At 61.9% G+C, this 17,397-nt stretch carries 14 protein-coding genes; 8 read left to right on the forward strand and 6 right to left on the reverse strand.

The annotated features are described in order from the left end of the window. Positions 1 to 250 precede the first annotated feature (250 nt). A complete protein-coding gene (locus HB724_RS14045) occupies positions 251 to 1,240 on the reverse strand; it encodes a WYL domain-containing protein (protein WP_213981563.1) in 990 nt (329 codons plus the stop codon). 61 nt (positions 1,241 to 1,301) lie between these two features. Here HB724_RS14045 and HB724_RS14050 point away from each other — a divergent pair, with 61 nt between their 5' ends. The 7 genes from HB724_RS14050 to HB724_RS14080 all read left to right on the forward strand — a co-directional run bounded on the left by HB724_RS14050 (position 1,302) and on the right by HB724_RS14080 (position 11,233). Then, positions 1,302 to 4,637: a TM0106 family RecB-like putative nuclease gene (locus tag HB724_RS14050; protein WP_213981564.1), complete on the forward strand. Its 3,336-nt coding sequence runs from the start codon at positions 1,302 to 1,304 to the stop codon at positions 4,635 to 4,637. Between the two features lie 52 nt (positions 4,638 to 4,689). Further along, on the forward strand, positions 4,690 to 4,950 hold the full coding sequence (locus HB724_RS14055; RefSeq protein ID WP_213981565.1) for a hypothetical protein: 261 nt from the start codon (positions 4,690 to 4,692) through the stop codon (positions 4,948 to 4,950). A 13-nt stretch (positions 4,951 to 4,963) separates the two neighbouring features. After that, on the forward strand, positions 4,964 to 5,764 hold the full coding sequence (locus HB724_RS14060) for a DUF1883 domain-containing protein (protein ID WP_213981566.1): 801 nt from the start codon (positions 4,964 to 4,966) through the stop codon (positions 5,762 to 5,764). Between the two features lie 26 nt (positions 5,765 to 5,790). After that, complete coding sequence (locus HB724_RS14065; RefSeq protein WP_213981567.1) at positions 5,791 to 5,988, forward strand: hypothetical protein; 198 nt, start codon at positions 5,791 to 5,793, stop codon at positions 5,986 to 5,988. A gap of 552 nt (positions 5,989 to 6,540) precedes the next feature. Beyond that, positions 6,541 to 7,392 carry a glycosyltransferase gene (locus HB724_RS20725; protein ID WP_346344730.1) on the forward strand — a complete coding sequence of 284 codons (852 nt, stop codon included), beginning with the start codon at positions 6,541 to 6,543 and terminating at the stop codon, positions 7,390 to 7,392. Beyond that, positions 7,389 to 9,605, forward strand: coding sequence for a family 16 glycosylhydrolase (locus tag HB724_RS14075; protein ID WP_213981569.1), 2,217 nt, complete (start codon positions 7,389 to 7,391; stop codon positions 9,603 to 9,605). Before HB724_RS20725 ends, HB724_RS14075 begins: the two co-directional genes overlap by 4 nt. Next, a complete protein-coding gene (locus tag HB724_RS14080; protein ID WP_213981570.1) occupies positions 9,602 to 11,233 on the forward strand; it encodes a carbamoyltransferase C-terminal domain-containing protein in 1,632 nt (543 codons plus the stop codon). The genes HB724_RS14075 and HB724_RS14080 overlap by 4 nt, the downstream gene beginning before the upstream one ends. A 249-nt stretch (positions 11,234 to 11,482) precedes the next feature. On the opposite strand, the gene HB724_RS14085 is transcribed toward HB724_RS14080, so the two are convergent. From HB724_RS14085 to HB724_RS14100, 4 genes are all read right to left on the reverse strand, one after another. After that, positions 11,483 to 11,737 carry a hypothetical protein gene (locus tag HB724_RS14085; RefSeq protein WP_213981571.1) on the reverse strand — a complete coding sequence of 85 codons (255 nt, stop codon included), beginning with the start codon at positions 11,735 to 11,737 and terminating at the stop codon, positions 11,483 to 11,485. Between the two features lie 92 nt (positions 11,738 to 11,829). Next, entirely contained in the window at positions 11,830 to 12,396 is a 567-nt protein-coding gene (locus HB724_RS20520; RefSeq protein WP_256731520.1) for a hypothetical protein, read from the reverse strand. Between the two features lie 573 nt (positions 12,397 to 12,969). Next, positions 12,970 to 13,887, reverse strand: coding sequence for a TniB family NTP-binding protein (locus HB724_RS14095; protein ID WP_213981573.1), 918 nt, complete (start codon positions 13,885 to 13,887; stop codon positions 12,970 to 12,972). Then, positions 13,884 to 15,545: a Mu transposase C-terminal domain-containing protein gene (locus tag HB724_RS14100; protein WP_213981574.1), complete on the reverse strand. Its 1,662-nt coding sequence runs from the start codon at positions 15,543 to 15,545 to the stop codon at positions 13,884 to 13,886. The genes HB724_RS14095 and HB724_RS14100 overlap by 4 nt, the downstream gene beginning before the upstream one ends. Before the next feature lie 99 nt (positions 15,546 to 15,644). On the opposite strand from HB724_RS14100, the gene mazG reads away from it, so the two are divergent. Continuing rightward, positions 15,645 to 16,445, forward strand: coding sequence for a nucleoside triphosphate pyrophosphohydrolase (mazG, locus tag HB724_RS14105; protein WP_213981575.1), 801 nt, complete (start codon positions 15,645 to 15,647; stop codon positions 16,443 to 16,445). A 3-nt stretch (positions 16,446 to 16,448) separates the two neighbouring features. On the opposite strand, the gene hflX is transcribed toward mazG, so the two are convergent. Further along, the coding region (gene hflX, locus HB724_RS14110; RefSeq protein WP_213981576.1) for a GTPase HflX at positions 16,449 to 17,397 on the reverse strand (949 nt) is incomplete at its 5' end.

A 17,397-nucleotide genomic window follows, 5' to 3' on the forward strand; every position in this document is an offset into this window, starting at 1 on the left:
TTTGGAAAGAGCCTTGCTATAGGTGACAAGCGCAGGATCGCTGCGGCATAGGAGGCTGTGGACTCGTGAACCGGTAAAGTGCGCTGGATCGAGGCAGTATGAACCACCGTGCATCTTCCCCGCCGCACTATGGTTGGGGAGCAGCGCCTTTCGCCGAATTGCAGACACTCGACCGTTCGAAACGACTCCCCACAACCTGCCCTTCGTTCATCGAGCTGCCGTACGGTAGCGAGCGACCGGACCATGGGACTTAAGGGAGCGCCTCGAACTCGCGCTGATGGCCATTGACCATCTCTCGCAGCGCTGCTGGCTGCAGCACCTCAACCGATTTGCCCCACGTGTAGAGGTGCCAGCACATCTCGAGATACCCAGACGCCCTGAACCTTACGAGCAGCGATCCGTCCTTCTCCTCTTCAACTGTTTGAGTCGGATGGAACACAAACCGGCGGGCGTGGTCGGCAGCGTCAGGGGAAAAGCGCCACACCACCTCTCCGTGCTGCGCCTCACTCTCGTACGAGCCGAAGCCCTTCTCGGCATGGGCGCTGAGGCTGAAGCCCGGATCGATGTCGAAGCTCTCGGCGAGCACTTCGGCCGAATAGATCTCCTCCACGCGGTAGTGTTGAAGACGTGGAACCTTTTTCGCCGTGTCACGCGCGACGAGATACCGCCGGACGCCGAGCAGCAGGCCGTGCGGTGCGACCACGCGTTCGCTCGGCTTGTCCTGCGTGCGCCGGCGGTAGGCGATCCGTAGCAGGAACGGCCCCTTCAAAGCGTCGGAGATCGCGGCGTTGACCTCGCTGTTCATGACGGGCTGCGGACCGGGTCGGGCGGCGTGGCCGAGCGCTTCCAGGAGCGCCTCCTCGTCGACCGCAAGCCGCGTCCCAGCACCGGGCGGGAGGAGCGCCCGCACCTTCGCCTGGAGCTGGCGTAGCGTCGTCGCCTCCGCCGTCATCTGGTCGGCCTCGAGCTGGGAGATCGCGGCCGCGAGTGCGGCTAGCTCCTCCGCCGACGGCGTCAGGAGCGGCGCGATGGCCTTTGCGTGAATACGCCAGCGGCGCTTGCGGTCGTCGCCGTCCACGGCCTCGGTTTGCGGGAACGCGGCCTGCAGCGCGTCGGTCATCCGCTGCGCGGTGCGGTGCGAGCAACCCCACTCCTCGACGATTTCCTCGAGCGACACGCCGCTCCGGCTCGTGGCCATCATTGCGAGCTTGAGCAGTTCCTGACCCTTCGCGAACGACATAGCATCACCCTGACAGCTTTTGTCACCCTTATGTGCTATATCGCAGGAAAGGGGAATGCGTATGCGCAGGATCGATGGAGCGATGAGGCTTTCGGCCTCCGATTTGATGCGGTTCAAGGGTTGCCGTCACGCGACCGCGCTGGACCTGCGGCTAATCGAAATCGGCGACCTGGCGCCAAGCGAGGACGGCGCCGAAGCCGAACTACTGCAGCGACAGGGTGATGAGCATGAGCTCGCCTTCCTGGACCAGTTGAAGGCCGACGGCCGTAGGGTCGTCGAGATTCCGAAGGACGGCCTGTCGCTGGAGGAGTCCGTGCGCCTCACGCTCGAGGCAATGCTGGAGGGACCCGATGTAATCTTCCAGGGCGCGCTACTCGACGGTGCGTGGGGCGGCTACAGCGACTTCCTCGAGCGTGTCGAACGGCCGTCCGAGATCGGCGCTTGGTCCTACGAGGTCGTCGACACCAAGCTGAAGCGCAAACCCGACCCGAAGCACGTCCTGCAGCTCTGCCTCTACAGCGACCTGCTTGCGAAGGCGCAGGGCGTGTCGCCCGAAGCTGCCCACCTGCAGCTCGGCGATGGCAGCCGCTTCACCGTGCGGCTGTCGGATGTCTCGTCGTATGCGCGCCACGCGCGCCGGATGCTCGAGGCTTTCCTCCTCGAGCGGCCAGAGACCCGCCCCGAACCCGTATCCGCATGCGCGCTTTGCCGCTGGAGCGACCGGTGCAAAGAGCGTTGGGAGGCCGAGGACAGCCTTGCGCTCGTCGCCGGCATCAGCCGGTCGCAGCGCCAGAAGCTGGAGGCTGCGGGAATCGACACCATGGCGAGTCTCGCCGCACGTACCGATCGCATTCCGAAGATGGCGGCCGAGACCCAGCGCAAGCTGGTCGCGCAGGCGCGGCTGCAGTCAGCTCGCCGCGCCGGAGGGCCACCCTCGTTCGAGTTGCGCGACGCCGAGCCCGGCAAGGGCTTCGGCCTGCTGCCCGCACCCGATGACGGTGATGTCTTCTACGACATCGAGGGCGACCCCTATTTTCCTGGCGGGTTGGAATATCTCCATGGCGTGTGGTTCCACGAGAATGGTGCGTGGGAGTTCCGCGCGTTCTGGGCGCACACCCGCGAGGACGAAGGCCGCGCCGCAGCCGACCTGTTGGCGTTCCTCGTCGAGCGCATGCGCCGCTTCCCCAACGCGCATATCTACCACTATGCAAACTACGAGATCGCTGCGCTCCGCCGACTTACCTCGCAGCACCGGACCGGCGAAGCGGCAATGGACCAGCTCCAACGCGAGCGGCGCTTCGTCGACCTGTTCAAGGTTGTGTCGGGTGCGATGGTCGCGTCGGAGAAAGGTTACTCGATCAAGGACCTCGAGGCCTTCTACATGGAGAAGCGTGCCGCAGACGTCGCGACCGCCGGCGCCAGCGTCGTATTCTACGAGGAATGGCGGCAGACGCAGGAGCAGCGCCTGCTCGACGAGATCCAAGCCTACAACCGAACCGATTGCGTATCGACCCAGCTGCTGCGCGACTGGCTCGTCCGCGAGGTGCGCCCGGCGGCGATGCCGTGGCCGGTGCTCGGCACAGTGCCCGAGGGTGGGGCCTTGTCCAACGTGGATGCGGAGGACGAGGAGGTGGCGGCGCTCCGCGCGCGGCTGCAGCCGGTCCGCGAGCGCATCGGCGAGCGGGTCGCGGACCTGCTGCTCGACCTCAGCCAGTTCCATAAGCGCGAGGACAAGCCGACCTGGTGGGCGATCTTCGATCGCCTCGCGCAGGAGAGCGAGGAACTGCTCGACGACCTCGAGTGCATTCAGGGTCTTGAGGCTGTCGGCGAGCCGGTGAAGGTCACTGCCAAGTCGTTCGAGCGGACCTACCGCTTCCCGGCGCAGGAGACGAAGCTGCGCGCGGGTAAAGCGCCGTGCGTGAAGCCGGCGGTGATGCCCGAGGATGTCAATCTCCGGTCGATTGACCATGATACAAACACACTCGTGCTGAGGCGTTCGACGGCAAAGGGGGAGCTCCCGGATCGGCTCGACCTTCTACCGCCGCAGCCGCTGCGCAACAGCGTCCTCAAGGACGCGGTCGCCGCGGTCACCGAGGAGATCATCGCCGACACAGGCCGGCTCCCGGCGGTCGAACACCTGCTGGCGCAGTCTCCGCCGATGTTCACCGACGGTCTGCGCCCCGCGGGTATCATCCCGGCTGATGGCGACCTGCCAGCGGAGACGAGTCGCGCGATCTCAGCGATGGCCGGCACGACCCTCGCCATCCAGGGACCGCCGGGAACAGGCAAAACATACGTCAGCGCCCTGTCGATCGTGGATCTCGTCCGCGACGGCAAGCGCGTCGCGGTCTCGTCGAATAGCCACAAGGCCATCGGCAATCTGCTCGAGGCGGTGGCCGATCGCGCCCGCGCCGAAGGTGTCCGGTGCAGTATCGTCCAAAAAGCGTCCGACGATGGTGACGACGAAGCGCATCCTGGCATCGTCTTCGTCAGCGACAACGACGCGCCAGAGGTCGCGGCAGCGGACGTTGTCGGCGCGACCGCGTGGCACTTCGCTCGATATGCTGGCGCGGCCTACGACTATCTGTTCGTTGATGAGGCCGGGCAGGTTTCGATCGCCAACATCCTTGCCATGGCGCGCTGCGCCCGCAACATCGTGCTCGTCGGCGATCCCATGCAGCTGCCGCAGCCGTTGCAGGGCAGCCACCCCGGCGACAGCGGCCGCTCCTGCCTCGAATACCTCATCGACGGTCATCGCGTCGTTCCGTCGGATCGCGGTGTGTTCATGCCCGTGAGCCGACGCATGCACCCGCGCGTATGTGGTTTCATCTCTACGGCTGTCTACGAGAACAGGCTCGGGAGCGATGAGGCGGCGAGCGGCCAAACGCTGGTCTCCCGTGCCGGTGACGATCTGGTCGGAGCCGGCATGCGCGCCGTGGTACACTTCGGCCGTTCGCAGGTCAGCTTCGAGGAAATCGACGCTGTCGCAGAGCGGATCGCCGAGGTGGAGGGGGCGACCTACCGCGACCGCGATGGTCGGGAGCGCATTGTTGGCCATGCCGACATCCTGGTCGTTGCACCCTACAACGCTCAGGTGAACGCGTTGCGCGCTCGGTTACCCAACAACGTCCGTGTCGGCACAGTCGACCGCTTCCAGGGGCAGGAGGCGCCAGTGTGCCTCGTCTCCATGACGACCTCGAGCGGGGAGGAACTGCCCAGGGACATCGCGTTCCTGTTCTCCCTCAACCGTATCAACGTCGCTGTGTCGCGGGCGCAAGTCGCGGCGATGGTCTTCGCTAGTTCGGCGCTCCTCGAGACGCCATGTCGGACGATCGAGGAAATGGCGCTGGTAAACGCACTTTGCCTGCTGCGCGAGTATGGGGGTGACAGCTTCTGACACCCGCGCGTGCGAATGTGCTCCTATCGAAACACGCAGGAGGCGCAAGAAAATGGCACTCTGGGACATCGGCTTTCGCCACATCGTCGACGTGGACGGGCAGCTGCTCGCGATCGACACGGACCTCATCGACTCTGTTGCGCTGCTCGCAAAGGCGAACCGGTCGGCCGACCAGCCGCTTTGGCTGGTCCGAGCCGGCGAACGCTTCCTCCTCCAGGCGCGGCAGATGATCCGTCTGACGCAGGATGAGGTGCTGTTCTTCGAGACGAATGCATCGTCCCAGACGGGCATGATCGAGCGACTGGCGGCCTAGGCAGGAGGATACGATGAACTTCACCCACTACAATCTGGGCCACCTCGATCGGGGGAGCATGGTCGTCGTGACCTTGAGCGGGAGCGCCGCGAACGTCCGTCTGATGGATGGCTCGAACTTGAGCAGCTACAAGTCGGGGCGTCAGCACCGATATATCGGGGGTCTCGCCAGAAGTTCTCCCGTCAGACTGCAGGTTCCGCATTCTGGCAACTGGCATGTCGCGGTGGACATGCAGGGCCTGCGCGGCACCGTCCGGTCGGGCGTCCAGGTCGTTAGGGGAGAGGCGCTTCGGCCGCTGCCGACGATCAATGAGGCACCCCTTGGAAGCGTCCCCACCCTCGTGCGGGATGCTGACCACGATCTTGCTCCCACAGCGGAAGGCCCCGACGGTCGGGTTTTCGATGTCTTCATTTCGCACGCCTCGGAGGACAAGGATGACGTGGTGCGGCCGTTGGCGAACGCGCTGCGCGAGGCTGGCCTGTCGGTTTGGTACGACGAGTTCGAACTCCGCATCGGCGACAGCCTGCGACGGAAGATCGATCGGGGTCTGGGCAGCAGCCGCTTTGGGGTCGTCGTGCTGTCTCAGGCCTTCTTCGGCAAGGGATGGCCCGAGTACGAATTGGACGGCCTTGTGACGCGAGCGGTGTCTGGCGATCAGATCCTCCTGCCCGTCTGGCACAATGTATCGAAGAGTGAGGTGATTGGGTATTCGCCCTCGCTCGCCGACCGGCTCGCGCGAAGCACCAGCACACATACCGTCGAAGAGATCGCCCGCGAGATCGCCGAGGTGGTGTGCCTGCCGAAAGCCGCCTGAAGAGGATGATTTCGGGAGGGTTCGAGATGAGAAAGCAGGTCGAGGACGAGTGGAATGGCTGGGATGGCGATACGGTCGTCAAACTCACCGATGGTTCGGTATGGCGTCAGGACGAATATCACTATGAGTATCGCTACTCCTACCGGCCCCAAGTCACACTCGCCGCCAACTTGATGCACGTCGATGGCATGAGCCGCGCCATCCGCGTTCGTAGGATAGACTAGGAGCAATCACCATGCAGTCGCGCGTTGAAGGAGCCTGGACGGGTTGGAGCGGGGATACGATAGTCAGGCTGGCGAACGGATCAGTATGGCGCCAAGACCAGTACTACTATAGATATCAATACAAGTATCGCCCGCGCGTCATCGTGGATGGCCGACAGATGCATGTTGAGGGCATGCCCAAAGCCGTTCGGGTGCGACGTATCGGCTGATGAGGACGTAATAAGTCTAGAACGAATTGGGACAAGGCAGGCGTTATTCCAGCACACAATTTAGCCTGCGTTCCCCCTAGGTAGAGAAGTAACACGATCAGCATTTTCGATCGTGACGCAAATCTCATCGCATGGCTCAACAATAGCGGGACGCGCCTGTTTGATACGGATATGAATTGGCTCGCGTATGTCGCTGGCGCCCATTTGTGGTACGCCCGGTCGCGCGCAGGCGGGGTAACGTTCTTGCGCCGGGTCCGGACATGGCCGCAGCCTGAGAAGCTTGCCACGCCAGTGCACGCTCGATGAGGGGAGACGTTTCAAAGTGGATATTAGCCCGGTAACGATGGCGAGTAGCGCTGATCCCCTGACCCCGTTGGAGCGCGATCGCTCGAATTTCGTCCGCGGATTGGTGCAGCGGCGCGAGGACGCCGTGAGCCCGCCCGCTCGCTATGGGCGGCCGACGCCAAAGCGAATCGTGCAGTTCTGGGATGACCTCGAGCGCCTTCCGCCAGACGTCGAGAATTGTATGAAGTCGTGGAGGCAGCTGGAGCGTGCTGGCTTCGAAATAGAGGTATTCGATAGGGACGCCGCTCGATCCTTCATCAGCGCTCGCCTTGGAGCGCGCTATGAAGCTGCGTTTGACAGGTGCTACCACCCGTCCATGATGTCGGATTACTTCCGCTATTCATATGTAATGGTCGAAGGCGGCTTCTACATCGATGCCGACGACGTCTACTACGATGCACCGATCGGCCATCTCTTTGAGGATGGCCGCCTTAAGCTCCAGCCGTTTTGCTACGACGTCCCGACGGGACAGATGGTGGAACCATCGATATTCACCGAGCCGGGCGCGGACCAGCCAGGTTGGATCTTCTATTTTAACACCACCCCTCTCATCGCAGCGGCTCAACACCCGATTGTCGAGAGGGCGCTGCTGAACGCAACGGCATCACTGGAAGCGAATCCTTCGAACCTTCTGCCAGAAGTCCAATCCTCGACCGGGCCGGGAAATCTGACCCGGTCCGTCTTCGAGATTATCAGCGAAGCAAGGTCATCGGAATCATTCCTAGTCGCGCACGACTGGGAGATGATCTCGACCAGCAAGTGGCCGCTTAGCTACCGCAATGATTCACGAAATTGGCGTCTCTCCAACCAGCAGGAATATCGCGCGGCATCGTCGTTGGAGGGGCGATGAATCCGCTTCGCAAGCCCGCAGTGACTCTCCGCTGGATTTTCCGAGTCGCCTACAGTCTTCGCAGGCTCCTCCCCAAGCAGACGGTGAACTGCTTCGGGCCTCGCCAAGGCCACGAAGATTGCACCATCGGGAAAATCTACGTGATCAACCTGTACCGAGAGCCTCGACGATGGTCGCGTGTGAAAGACGAGCTTGGACGCATCCAGGACCGCCTTGGCGACGATCTCCGCAGGCTAACTGAACGATATGCTGCTGTCGACGCGAGGAACTTCTCAAACGGTTCTCCCGAAGACGGCGAGGTCGATCCGCACTACACTTTGTCCGACCAGCTCTTCGTGGAACCGCAGCCAAGGACACTCCCGACGCGGTTTGAGCTGGAAGCTCCCATCGCGATGACAGCAGCAGAAGTTGCTGTCGCACGGTCGCATATCGCGGTTTGGAAGCGCGTTGCCGAAGGGGCCGAGGAATATGCACTCGTCCTCGAGGACGACGTATGGTTCCACCCAAGCTTCGCGCGAGATCTGGACCAGGCTTGGCAGGACTTGAGGAGCGCCGATGAAGGGGCCGGCGGCGTCGACATTGTCTATGTCTCGTACATGGAGGCGACGAACGGCGCCCCAAAGGCCTTTCTCTCAAGCCACGTATTCAAACCAGAACGGGGACTATGGTACCTGTCGGGGTACATCCTCTCGCGACGCGGGGCGCGCAAGCTCCTCGACGCGCTGCCCTGCCGCGGCCCGGTCGATCTTTGGATCAATCACCAGTTCAGCAGGCTGAACGTGTTCGCTACCAAACGCTCGATCGTGCGCCAGCGAAGGGATAGCATATCGACAAATACCTACTCCATTCTACCTGCACTCTCCGGAATCGGTGCCATCAATAGCGAGGGTGCAGCGCTATTCCACGCTCGTCCGCCTGGCGCCCCCGTGATTGGCTTTGGACCGCCCGGATCGGGCCAATCATCGCTCGCAATGGCGTTGTCCATGCTTGGCTATGCATGCTGCAGCGACTTGCGGCGATTGCCGGCGCTCGAGTGGAATCGGCTCCGAGCGGGAAGCGCCGATCGCGCATTTGGCGCCTATGTCAACGTGGGGTCGCTCACGACAGAGACCGAGCATCTCCGCAATCTGTATCCGCACGCCAAGTTCGTCATAACGACGCGCTCGAGCGGTGCGGACGATCCGGTCGTACGCGAGCTGCTAGCACGGCTTGAGGGCGCGGACGTCGCCTTGCTTGAAACCGGCAAGGCCGATGCTTGGCGGGTGCTGTGCGAACATCTCAGATGCGTGCCACCTCTAAGCCCATTCCCCCGCCTCGATGACCTTGGGCAACGCGACATCGTCGAAGTGCGGAGCGAAAGAGTCCTGCTCCCGGTACCTGCCAAATCGAAGTGGGATCGCTCGCCGTGGATCGTTGGGCCAAAGCATGATGATTGGGCGGGCATACAGGTCGCGACCGAGGATTGCGGCGGATGGGTCGATATCGATTGTGGCGAGGGGATCGACCCACGGCGTTGGGTTGCACGGTCGGATACCTTTACCGGCAACCTCGCATTGTTCCGCGACTTGAACGTCGAGTATGATAGCGCCGAGGGGGCGACGTTGCAGGTCCGCCAAGAAGACCTTGGCGTGCGAGGATATAGTGCAGGGGCCATCACGAGCCACACTGACTATCTTTTCGGTAGGTTTGAGGCCGTTTTCCAAGCATCTGGCGTGCCGGGGGTGGTCACCGGCTTCTTCCTCCATCGGAATTCACCCCACCAGGAAATCGACATCGAAATCGCGGGGAATAGGCCGAACCGCTTGCTCGTGAACGTCTTCTACAATCCGGGCGAGGACGGCGCCCGGTTCGACTATGGCTATCGAGGCTGCCCATACCATATCGATCTAGGCTTCGACGCTTCGAAGGGTCTTCACCGATATGCGATCGAATGGACACCCCATGAGATCCGTTGGCTGGTAGACGGCATCCTCGTCCATCGACGCGTGCTTTGGAATCCAACCCCCATCCCCCACCTGCCGATGAAATTGCACCTCAACGCTTGGCCATCCCGGGCCTCGCAGCTCGCAGGACGCCTTAAAAATCACCGCCTGCCGGCCACGGTTCGGGTGAGGTCGATAAACGTCCGTGGATACGGGCCACTCTTGCCGGAATCGCATCCCCGAGCCGAAAGCGGCCCGGATGGGTCGATCGTCGAGGCAGTGCCGGCATGAGGATACTTTCCTATAATCCCGGCCATGACGGGGCATTTGCCTACATCGAGGACGGCCGCTTGGTCTTCTCCCTGGAAGCTGAGAAGGGGTCGGGATACCGGCATTCTGCAGTGACTGTCCCCGACGCCTTTGATGCCCTTGGTGAGCTCGCTAGCGTTCCCGACGTCTTGTGCAAGGGTGGTTGGTGGCAAGACGGACCACCCCAAGCGGGAGGGTCCACGGTTGGCTATCATGGCTTGGAAGCCGGCAAGGTCCGCGCCGGCCGGAAACGGTTCCTCGGGAAGGAAATCGATATCTTTTTTTCCTCGCATGAACGGTCACATCTGCTGTGCGCGTTCGGGATGTCGAGCCTTCCAAAGGGCACTCCGTGCTACGCATTGCTCTGGGAGGGCAACATCGGCGCCTTCTACGACATTAGTGCCGAGCTACACATCACGAAGTTAGCGACCGTAGTACCGGAGCCAGGGCATCGCTACGCAATGCTCTATGCAATAGCAGACCCAACTTTCGACAAGCGCAACGCGGAATATTCAAGGCTTTCGGATGCCGGCAAGTTGATGGCGCTTGCCTCATTCTCGAGGCGAACGCAGGCAACTGGCGACGAAGAACTGATCACGGACTTCTTGTTGCAGGATCGCGAGCACCTCAAGCCGCGTGACTGCGAGGCCCTCAAAGACCTCATCCATTACAATGTTGGGCTTGATGACCAGGAATTCCGGAATTTTGCCGGCATCTTCAGCGATCGGCTGTTCGACCGATTTCACCAATTTGCCAAATCTAACTTGAAGAGAGGCATGCCCCTGCTGATTGCGGGCGGGTGCGGCCTCAACTGCGATTGGAATTCCAAATGGCGGGAATCTGGCCTGTTCAGCGAGGTATTCGTGCCTCCGGTCGCCAACGACTCGGGTTCGGCAATTGGCACCGCCATCGATGCCCAGTTCCACTTCGCGGGTGAGCCGAAAATATCGTGGGATGTGTATTCAGGCCTGCCCTTTGCGCACGACGAACCTATCGATCGCGCCGAGTTCGATAAGTTCGAATCTAGCGTCACCACCGTGGCGGCGATGTTGGCATCCGACCTCATCCTAGGATGGGTGAGCGGGAGGTATGAGATAGGTCCGCGCGCGCTTGGAAACCGCTCCATATTGGCTGCGCCGTTCAAGGACAGCACCCGGGAGCGCTTGAACATGATCAAGCAGCGTGAACAATTTCGCCCGATCGCGCCAGTTTGCTTGGAGGACGATGCTGAGCAATGGTTTGGGTGCAAGCAGCCAAGCCCCTTCATGCTTTACACCTATCGGGCGTCGACGACCGACCTTGCGGCCGTCACCCATGTGAACCGCACCGCTCGCATCCAAACTGTATCCGAGCTAACCAACCGCCCCCTGTTCGAATTGATAACTACTTTCAAGGCTCTAACGGGATTTGGCGTGCTGTGTAACACTTCTCTTAATTTCAAGCATAAAGGCTTCATCAATAGCGCATCGGATTTGTCCACATATACCTTGCAGCATCATCTCGACGGATTTGTCATCGACGGGCAAATCTACATGCGCAAGTCATCGACCAGTTACCAAGCTTATCTTCGCGATCGTTCGGAGCGTGTTCGTGGCGGCCCTGCAAATTGATGACCCGTTTACTCGACCGCTTCGTCGTATTGAGGCTCCTATCCGATGACTATGATGCGCGGTACCGATGGGAATGAGCTAGACGCCAGCGTCGATATAGGAGGAATGCCGTGATATTGCAAAGTCGGAGTGGTGTTTCCTTCAACCGGGACTAGGTCCAAGCCTAAGCCTTCCTGTTTAATGTCCGATTCCGGGGAGCCGCAAATTACGCGTAAACCACCGCTTGTGGGCGCGAAGCTGATCCGCCGACTAAAAGTCCGGAGCGTCCGCTTTGCCCGGCCGAGTGCTCAAAAGCGGACATTCCGGACTGTCCGACATGTCAGTCGTTCGTGTCTTGACCACATCCACCATCAACAAACGACCGCTTTCAGGATTGACGATACAACCGGTGAACGACCGATATTGGGAGCAGAGGAGCCGCGACGATGCGGCTAAACGAACGGCCGAAAACGCGATGCCGGCGCTGTAAAGTAGCCAGGCTGCCTCTCCCCAAAAATCGGTCATCTCCTCGATTCTCACGCCCGCCGTCGCACACATCGAGACTCGCGCTTCGGTACACACATTCAGATCTCCGCGTGCGCGGCATATCTATTGCCCTATAGGCGAAGTTCGATAGTCGCTGCGCTTAGCCGTTCTCGCACCTGTGTCGGCCAATTGATCGAACGCTCAAGCAGCCGACGCACGTCGTAGATCGCCAAGTGACTGACCATCCATTCGAGCGAGCCGCGCCACTTCATGAAGGGCCTCAAAATTGGCGACGTCGCGAGCTCGAGGTCTATGGACAACGCTTTGCAAACGTCCTCGTCGCCGATGATCGCCAGGATCGCGCCGATCACGGTCGCTCGCCAGTAAGGCGAAAGCGCGCAAAGCTTATGATCCATGTCGGGGAGATGAGGCAGCCGGTCGTATCGCCATGCACTGTTCTTGAGCCAGAACCCCTCGATCGGTAGCAAGAGGGAATATGAGCGGCGCGTGCACAAGGCATAGCCGATATCGTCGACGAGGGAGAGCAGCTCGTCGGCTGAAGCGTTTCCACACCATCTCGAAGAGGGTGCCCGCCCACCGAGCGCGGTAATGAGGTCGACCTCAAAGGCCAATTGCAGGTCGCGGGCGCGGGCAAGTCGCCGAGGACCATAACGTTCTTCCCCGCCAGGTTGCGCCACCGATCGCCCGCAGAAGCGACACACCAAGCGTGTACGCGCGCCCTCCGCTGTATGGATCGGCCGCCGTTCAGCGCCACACGCACAGTGGTTCGTGAGACGATGCTTGTGCCGATGGCAGTATCCGACACACGCCAGCGTCCATTCTAGGTGGATGTATTGCTGGCCCGTGCGGGCATAGTCCTCTGTCACGCAGAGGTCGCACCAACCCCACGCGAACTCCTCAGTGTATATGTCCTCCTCGGCCCACGGGTTTCGCCCAAAACTTCTCTGTGCGAACCAGTATTTGGGCGGTCGAGGGTGCCCCGCAGCCGCGTCGAGACAAGTGACGTCGGATGGTCTCAGCCGAGCGGCTGCAGCCAGACATGCTTTGTGTCGGGCCGGCATACGCCAGTCGATTTCCGTTCGAGGCCCGAGTGGCGGCGCCGGAATTAGGCTCCAAGCAAGCTCGCTACACGTCATTTCGTATCGACAGGCGATCCGCGACAACCAGGACGACATGATCTCGCCGGGGCACGGGCGAGGCGCGAACGGTAGGAGGATAGTCGGCCCGGCGGTGCTTGAATCCGCCATGCATCAAGCTGAGAACAGCTCCCGTCGCGCCCGCCCCGCGCGCTGCATCGAAGCGAGAGGCGGAACCAGAGCGTCATCCGCGAATGCGTCCTCGTCGATGCGCTCGCGCCCGCTCTTGATGGCTGCGATGGCCGCCTCCTCGACGAGCCGGAAGACGCGGCCCGTGATACCCTCGCTGAGCTGCATGAGGCGCTTACGAACAGCACCGCCCTCAAGATCGGATGGTTCGCGCAACGGGCGCGTTGAGGCGAGGCTCCGCAGCAGCAGCGCAAAGCTCTCGTCGTTACGCCAGGGTGTCAGCTCAATGGCGTCGAAGCGGTCGGCCAGGTGCTGATCGAACAGCAGCGCGCGGTGCGCCTCGGGGGTGCCAGCGCAGACGATCGGCATCGACAGCTCGTTAGTGATGAAGCGAATGAGGTTGAGAAAGAGCCGCTGCTGTCGCGAGGTGCCAGCGAGCATGTTGTTCATTTCGTCAACGATCAGAATGCGCGTGCCGAGCTCTTTGAGCATGCGCATCGAAAGCCGGGAAGCTTCGCGTTTGCCAAGCGCCTGACGGAACGACAGCCCCACCGCGGCAAGCAGCTGATCGTAGAAGTCTTCCTCGAGCGGTTCCTTCGGCATCTGGAAGGCCACCACCGGCATCGCCGTGCTGCCCTCCTGCTTGTCGAAGACCGCAGGATGCTCTCGCACGAACTTGGCGATCGCCATCGACTTTCCCATGCCGCTGCGCCCGTAGATCAGCAGGCAGGGCATGCGCGGCCGTTTTGGATAGTCGAGCAGCGTCTGCAGCCGCTCGACGACCCCGGCGGCCTTGGGGAAGCCGACCCATCGCTCGGTGCGGATCCACTCGATCCGCTTCTTGTCAGACAGCAGCGCTATCGGCCTGTAATCCGGATGAAGGTGGCCAAGCACCTCGCTCATGACCATTCCTCCAGCGGATATGGCAGATACCGATCCCGTTCTTCGAGATCATCGGCCTCATGTTGTGAACCGTGATCGATCGGCTGGGGATCAAATTGCAGCGTCGTGGCATCGAGAGCGTAAGCTGAGCGCCTTGCTGCACGTCGTGCCTTGATCGTCCGGTGGGCAGCGCCTGCAACCAAGGCGCGTTGAGCTTCAACCGCCTCAAAGATCAGGTGCTCGTTAACGGCCGCCCTGCCCTCTTCGCGAAGTCGCATCATCGCCTGGCGATGCTCCCAAAGTGTGATTGGTGGACGCCCAAGATCGGCATAAGGGATTGGCCAATGCTGGCCGTCCGGAGCTTGTAAGAATATGCGCGACAGATTGCGCGGGTCATACTTGACTGGCATACGCATTCTCTCGCCGATCCAAGTCGCAAGCACAGGATCCCAATAGCGGATATTGAAAAGCCAAATACCGTCGCGTCGCACCATACGATGCTCAAACGGCAGGAAATCGAGCAGGAATCGATGTTCGTCGGGCGGGTGGCGCAGTGGTCGCGGGCGAGCGGCGACGGTGTGCTCCCAAGCCAGGTTCGGCGGGCGGCCCAGCCCGCGATGAAGGCCAGCGTGATAGACACCTACGATCTGAATCGCGATCCACGTTTCAAGCTCCGTCAACGTCATCGCAGAGTTGGCTGCGGCGTCGTAGGTTCCTCGCTCGGCGACATTTGAAAAGGTAGTGCCTGGAAGAAGGTGCACCTCCCCCATCATTGTGCCGATCAACCGCTCAATGTGGCCTCCGTAATGCGGCGTAGCTGGTGGCCGGAACTGCTGCTCGATGCCGTATTCGACGCACCCCCTGGCCAGAGCGCGCGAGTGGAATTCCCGAGCGTTGTCCATATGCAAGCGATCGGGAATACCTGACGCAGGCCAAGGCGCTGATATACCCCGCTCGCTGAGCCATGCGGCTTTGGGCAGGACCGCATGCCGTAGCGCCATGGCAACCGAAACGGCGGATGGATGTTCCAGCGTGAGATAAAAGCCGGTAACTGCTCGGCTCGCGACGTCGATCGCTATCGTTAGCCAAGGCCTGCAGAGCGGCTGGCGGTTTCGATCGTCAACAACGATCTGATCGACTGGGGTATGGTCGATTTGCACTACCTGCAGGGCGTAGTCCGCCTCATAAGTTGTGGCGACGGGGCGGAATGCATCGTCTGCGGCCTTCCGCCCTTCGCGCGCGGCAATGAGCGTGCGCAGTTTTCGTCGCGCTAGCCGTGCCGAGATTGCTTTCCGGGATGGCGATCGTAATCCGTGCGCTTTACACTCATGCATAACCGCCCCACACAACGCGGCGACGCTTGGTTTCTGACGGCTTCGATAAAAGCGGTCGATGATTTCCTCGATCAGCCTATCGACAGGTTCGGGTAGATTGGATCGCCCAGGTTTAACGCCCGGTCGCTCCGGCATGAGAGCACTGGCTACGGGGTTGGATCGATACCGTGCTAGTAGCAGACAAATTTGGGAGCGACCCAGTTGCAGATCCCGCATCGCTGAGCGCAAATCTTCTTCCCGGACGCGCTCAAGACCCGCCAATCGCCGGATTACCGGCTCACGTTCCGCAGCCTTGCTCCACGCTGAATCTCCGGCGGGGAGCGAACTCGATTTCGAATGCTCCATTGCGACCTCCTTTGTCGGATGAGTCGCTATGAACATTGTCCGCTCATTCGAGATCAGAATCCAGTGGACTCGGGTGTTCCGTCCGGTGATTCAGGCGCAATGAACGAGGAAAACCTATCCGATGAATTTGGCAAACCGACATTCGCCAACATCGAGCGTCTAGTCCGTATCATGGAGCGCCTCCGCGATCCGAAGACCGGCTGCGAATGGGACACGGTCCAGACCTTCGAGACGATCGCGCCATATACGATCGAGGAAGCCTATGAGGTCGCCGACGCGATCCAGCGCGGCGACATGGCCGATCTCAAGGACGAGCTCGGCGACCTGCTGCTCCAGGTGGTCTTCCACAGCCGCATGGCCGAGGAAGCCGGCTTGTTCGACCTGTTCGACGTCGCGAACGCGATCAGCGACAAGATGGAGCGCCGCCACCCGCACATCTTCCTGGGCGCCACCGAGGGTGGCCATCACCTGTGGGAACAAATCAAGGCCGCAGAGCGGGGCGCAAAGCAGGCCGACGCCGGGGCGCTGGACGGCGTGGCGCTTGGTCTCCCCGCCCTGCTCCGCGCCGAGAAGCTCCAGAAGCGGGCCGCCCGCACCGGCTTCGACTGGCCCGATCCCAGCGGCGCCCGCGCCAAGATCGATGAGGAGCTGGCCGAGGTCGAGAGCGCCGAAACGCCCGAACATCGCGAGGAGGAAATCGGCGACCTGCTGTTCGCTGTGGTCAACTGGGCGCGCAAGCTGGGCATCGATCCCGAGGCGGCGCTACGCGGAGCGAACGCGAAGTTCGAGAACCGTTTCAAGGCGATGGAGGCTGAGGCCGGCGAGGCGTTCGCATCTCTCTCGCTGGATGCGCAGGAAGAATTATGGGTGAAGGCGAAAGCCAGCCTGCGCGCCGGCTGAGCTTCACCGCATCCCGAACCGCTCGAAGTCCCGCGGCGCCATCCGCACTTCATACACCGCCCGGTCGCCCTCGACCGATTGTTCCAGCACTTCGCCATGCTGGTGTAGCCATGCCGCGCCGGCGCCGTCGCCGGCATCGAGCGCGATCGTGTAGCGCCGATGCCCTTCGGTGAGCCGAGCAGCGACGGTCTCGATCAGGGCGTCCACCCCTTCCCCGGTCACCGCCGAGATCGGCATCACGTCCTCGCGCTTCGCGGCCTCCGCGAGCAGCGCCGCGCGGTCTTCGTCGTCGAGCAGGTCGAGCTTGTTCCATGCCTCAAAGCGCGGCGTTTCCGGCGCGACGCCGATCTCGCCCAGCACCTTCTCGACATCGGCGCGCTGCGCCTCGCTGTCGGGATGGGCGATGTCGCGGACATGGATCAGCAGATCGGCCGACACGACTTCTTCCAGTGTCGCCTTGAACGCGGCGACGAGCTGGGTCGGCAGATCGGAGACGAAACCCACCGTGTCGGAGAGGATCGCCTTGTCGATCCCCGGCAACTGGATCTGCCGCAGCGTGGGATCCAGTGTCGCGAAGAGCAGATTCTCCGCCATGACGTCAGCACCGGTCAGCCGATTGAAAAGCGTCGACTTTCCGGCGTTCGTGTATCCCACCAGCGCGATCACCGGCCAGGGTGCGCGTTGCCTGCGATCGCGGTGCAGCGTGCGCGTGCGGCTCACCTGGTCGAGCTCCTTGCGCAGCCGGGCCATCCGGTCACGGATCAGCCGGCGATCGGCCTCGATCTGGGTCTCGCCCGGGCCGCCCAGGAAGCCGAAGCCACCGCGCTGGCGCTCGAGGTGGGTCCAGCTTCGCACCAGTCTGCCCGCCTGGTAATCGAGATGCGCCAGCTCGACCTGGAGCCGGCCCTCGGCGGTGCGCGCGCGCTCGCCGAATATCTCCAGGATCAGCCCG

It is taken from the genome of Sphingomonas sp. dw_22 (assembly GCF_018449795.1).
Lineage (GTDB): Bacteria > Pseudomonadota > Alphaproteobacteria > Sphingomonadales > Sphingomonadaceae > Sphingomonas.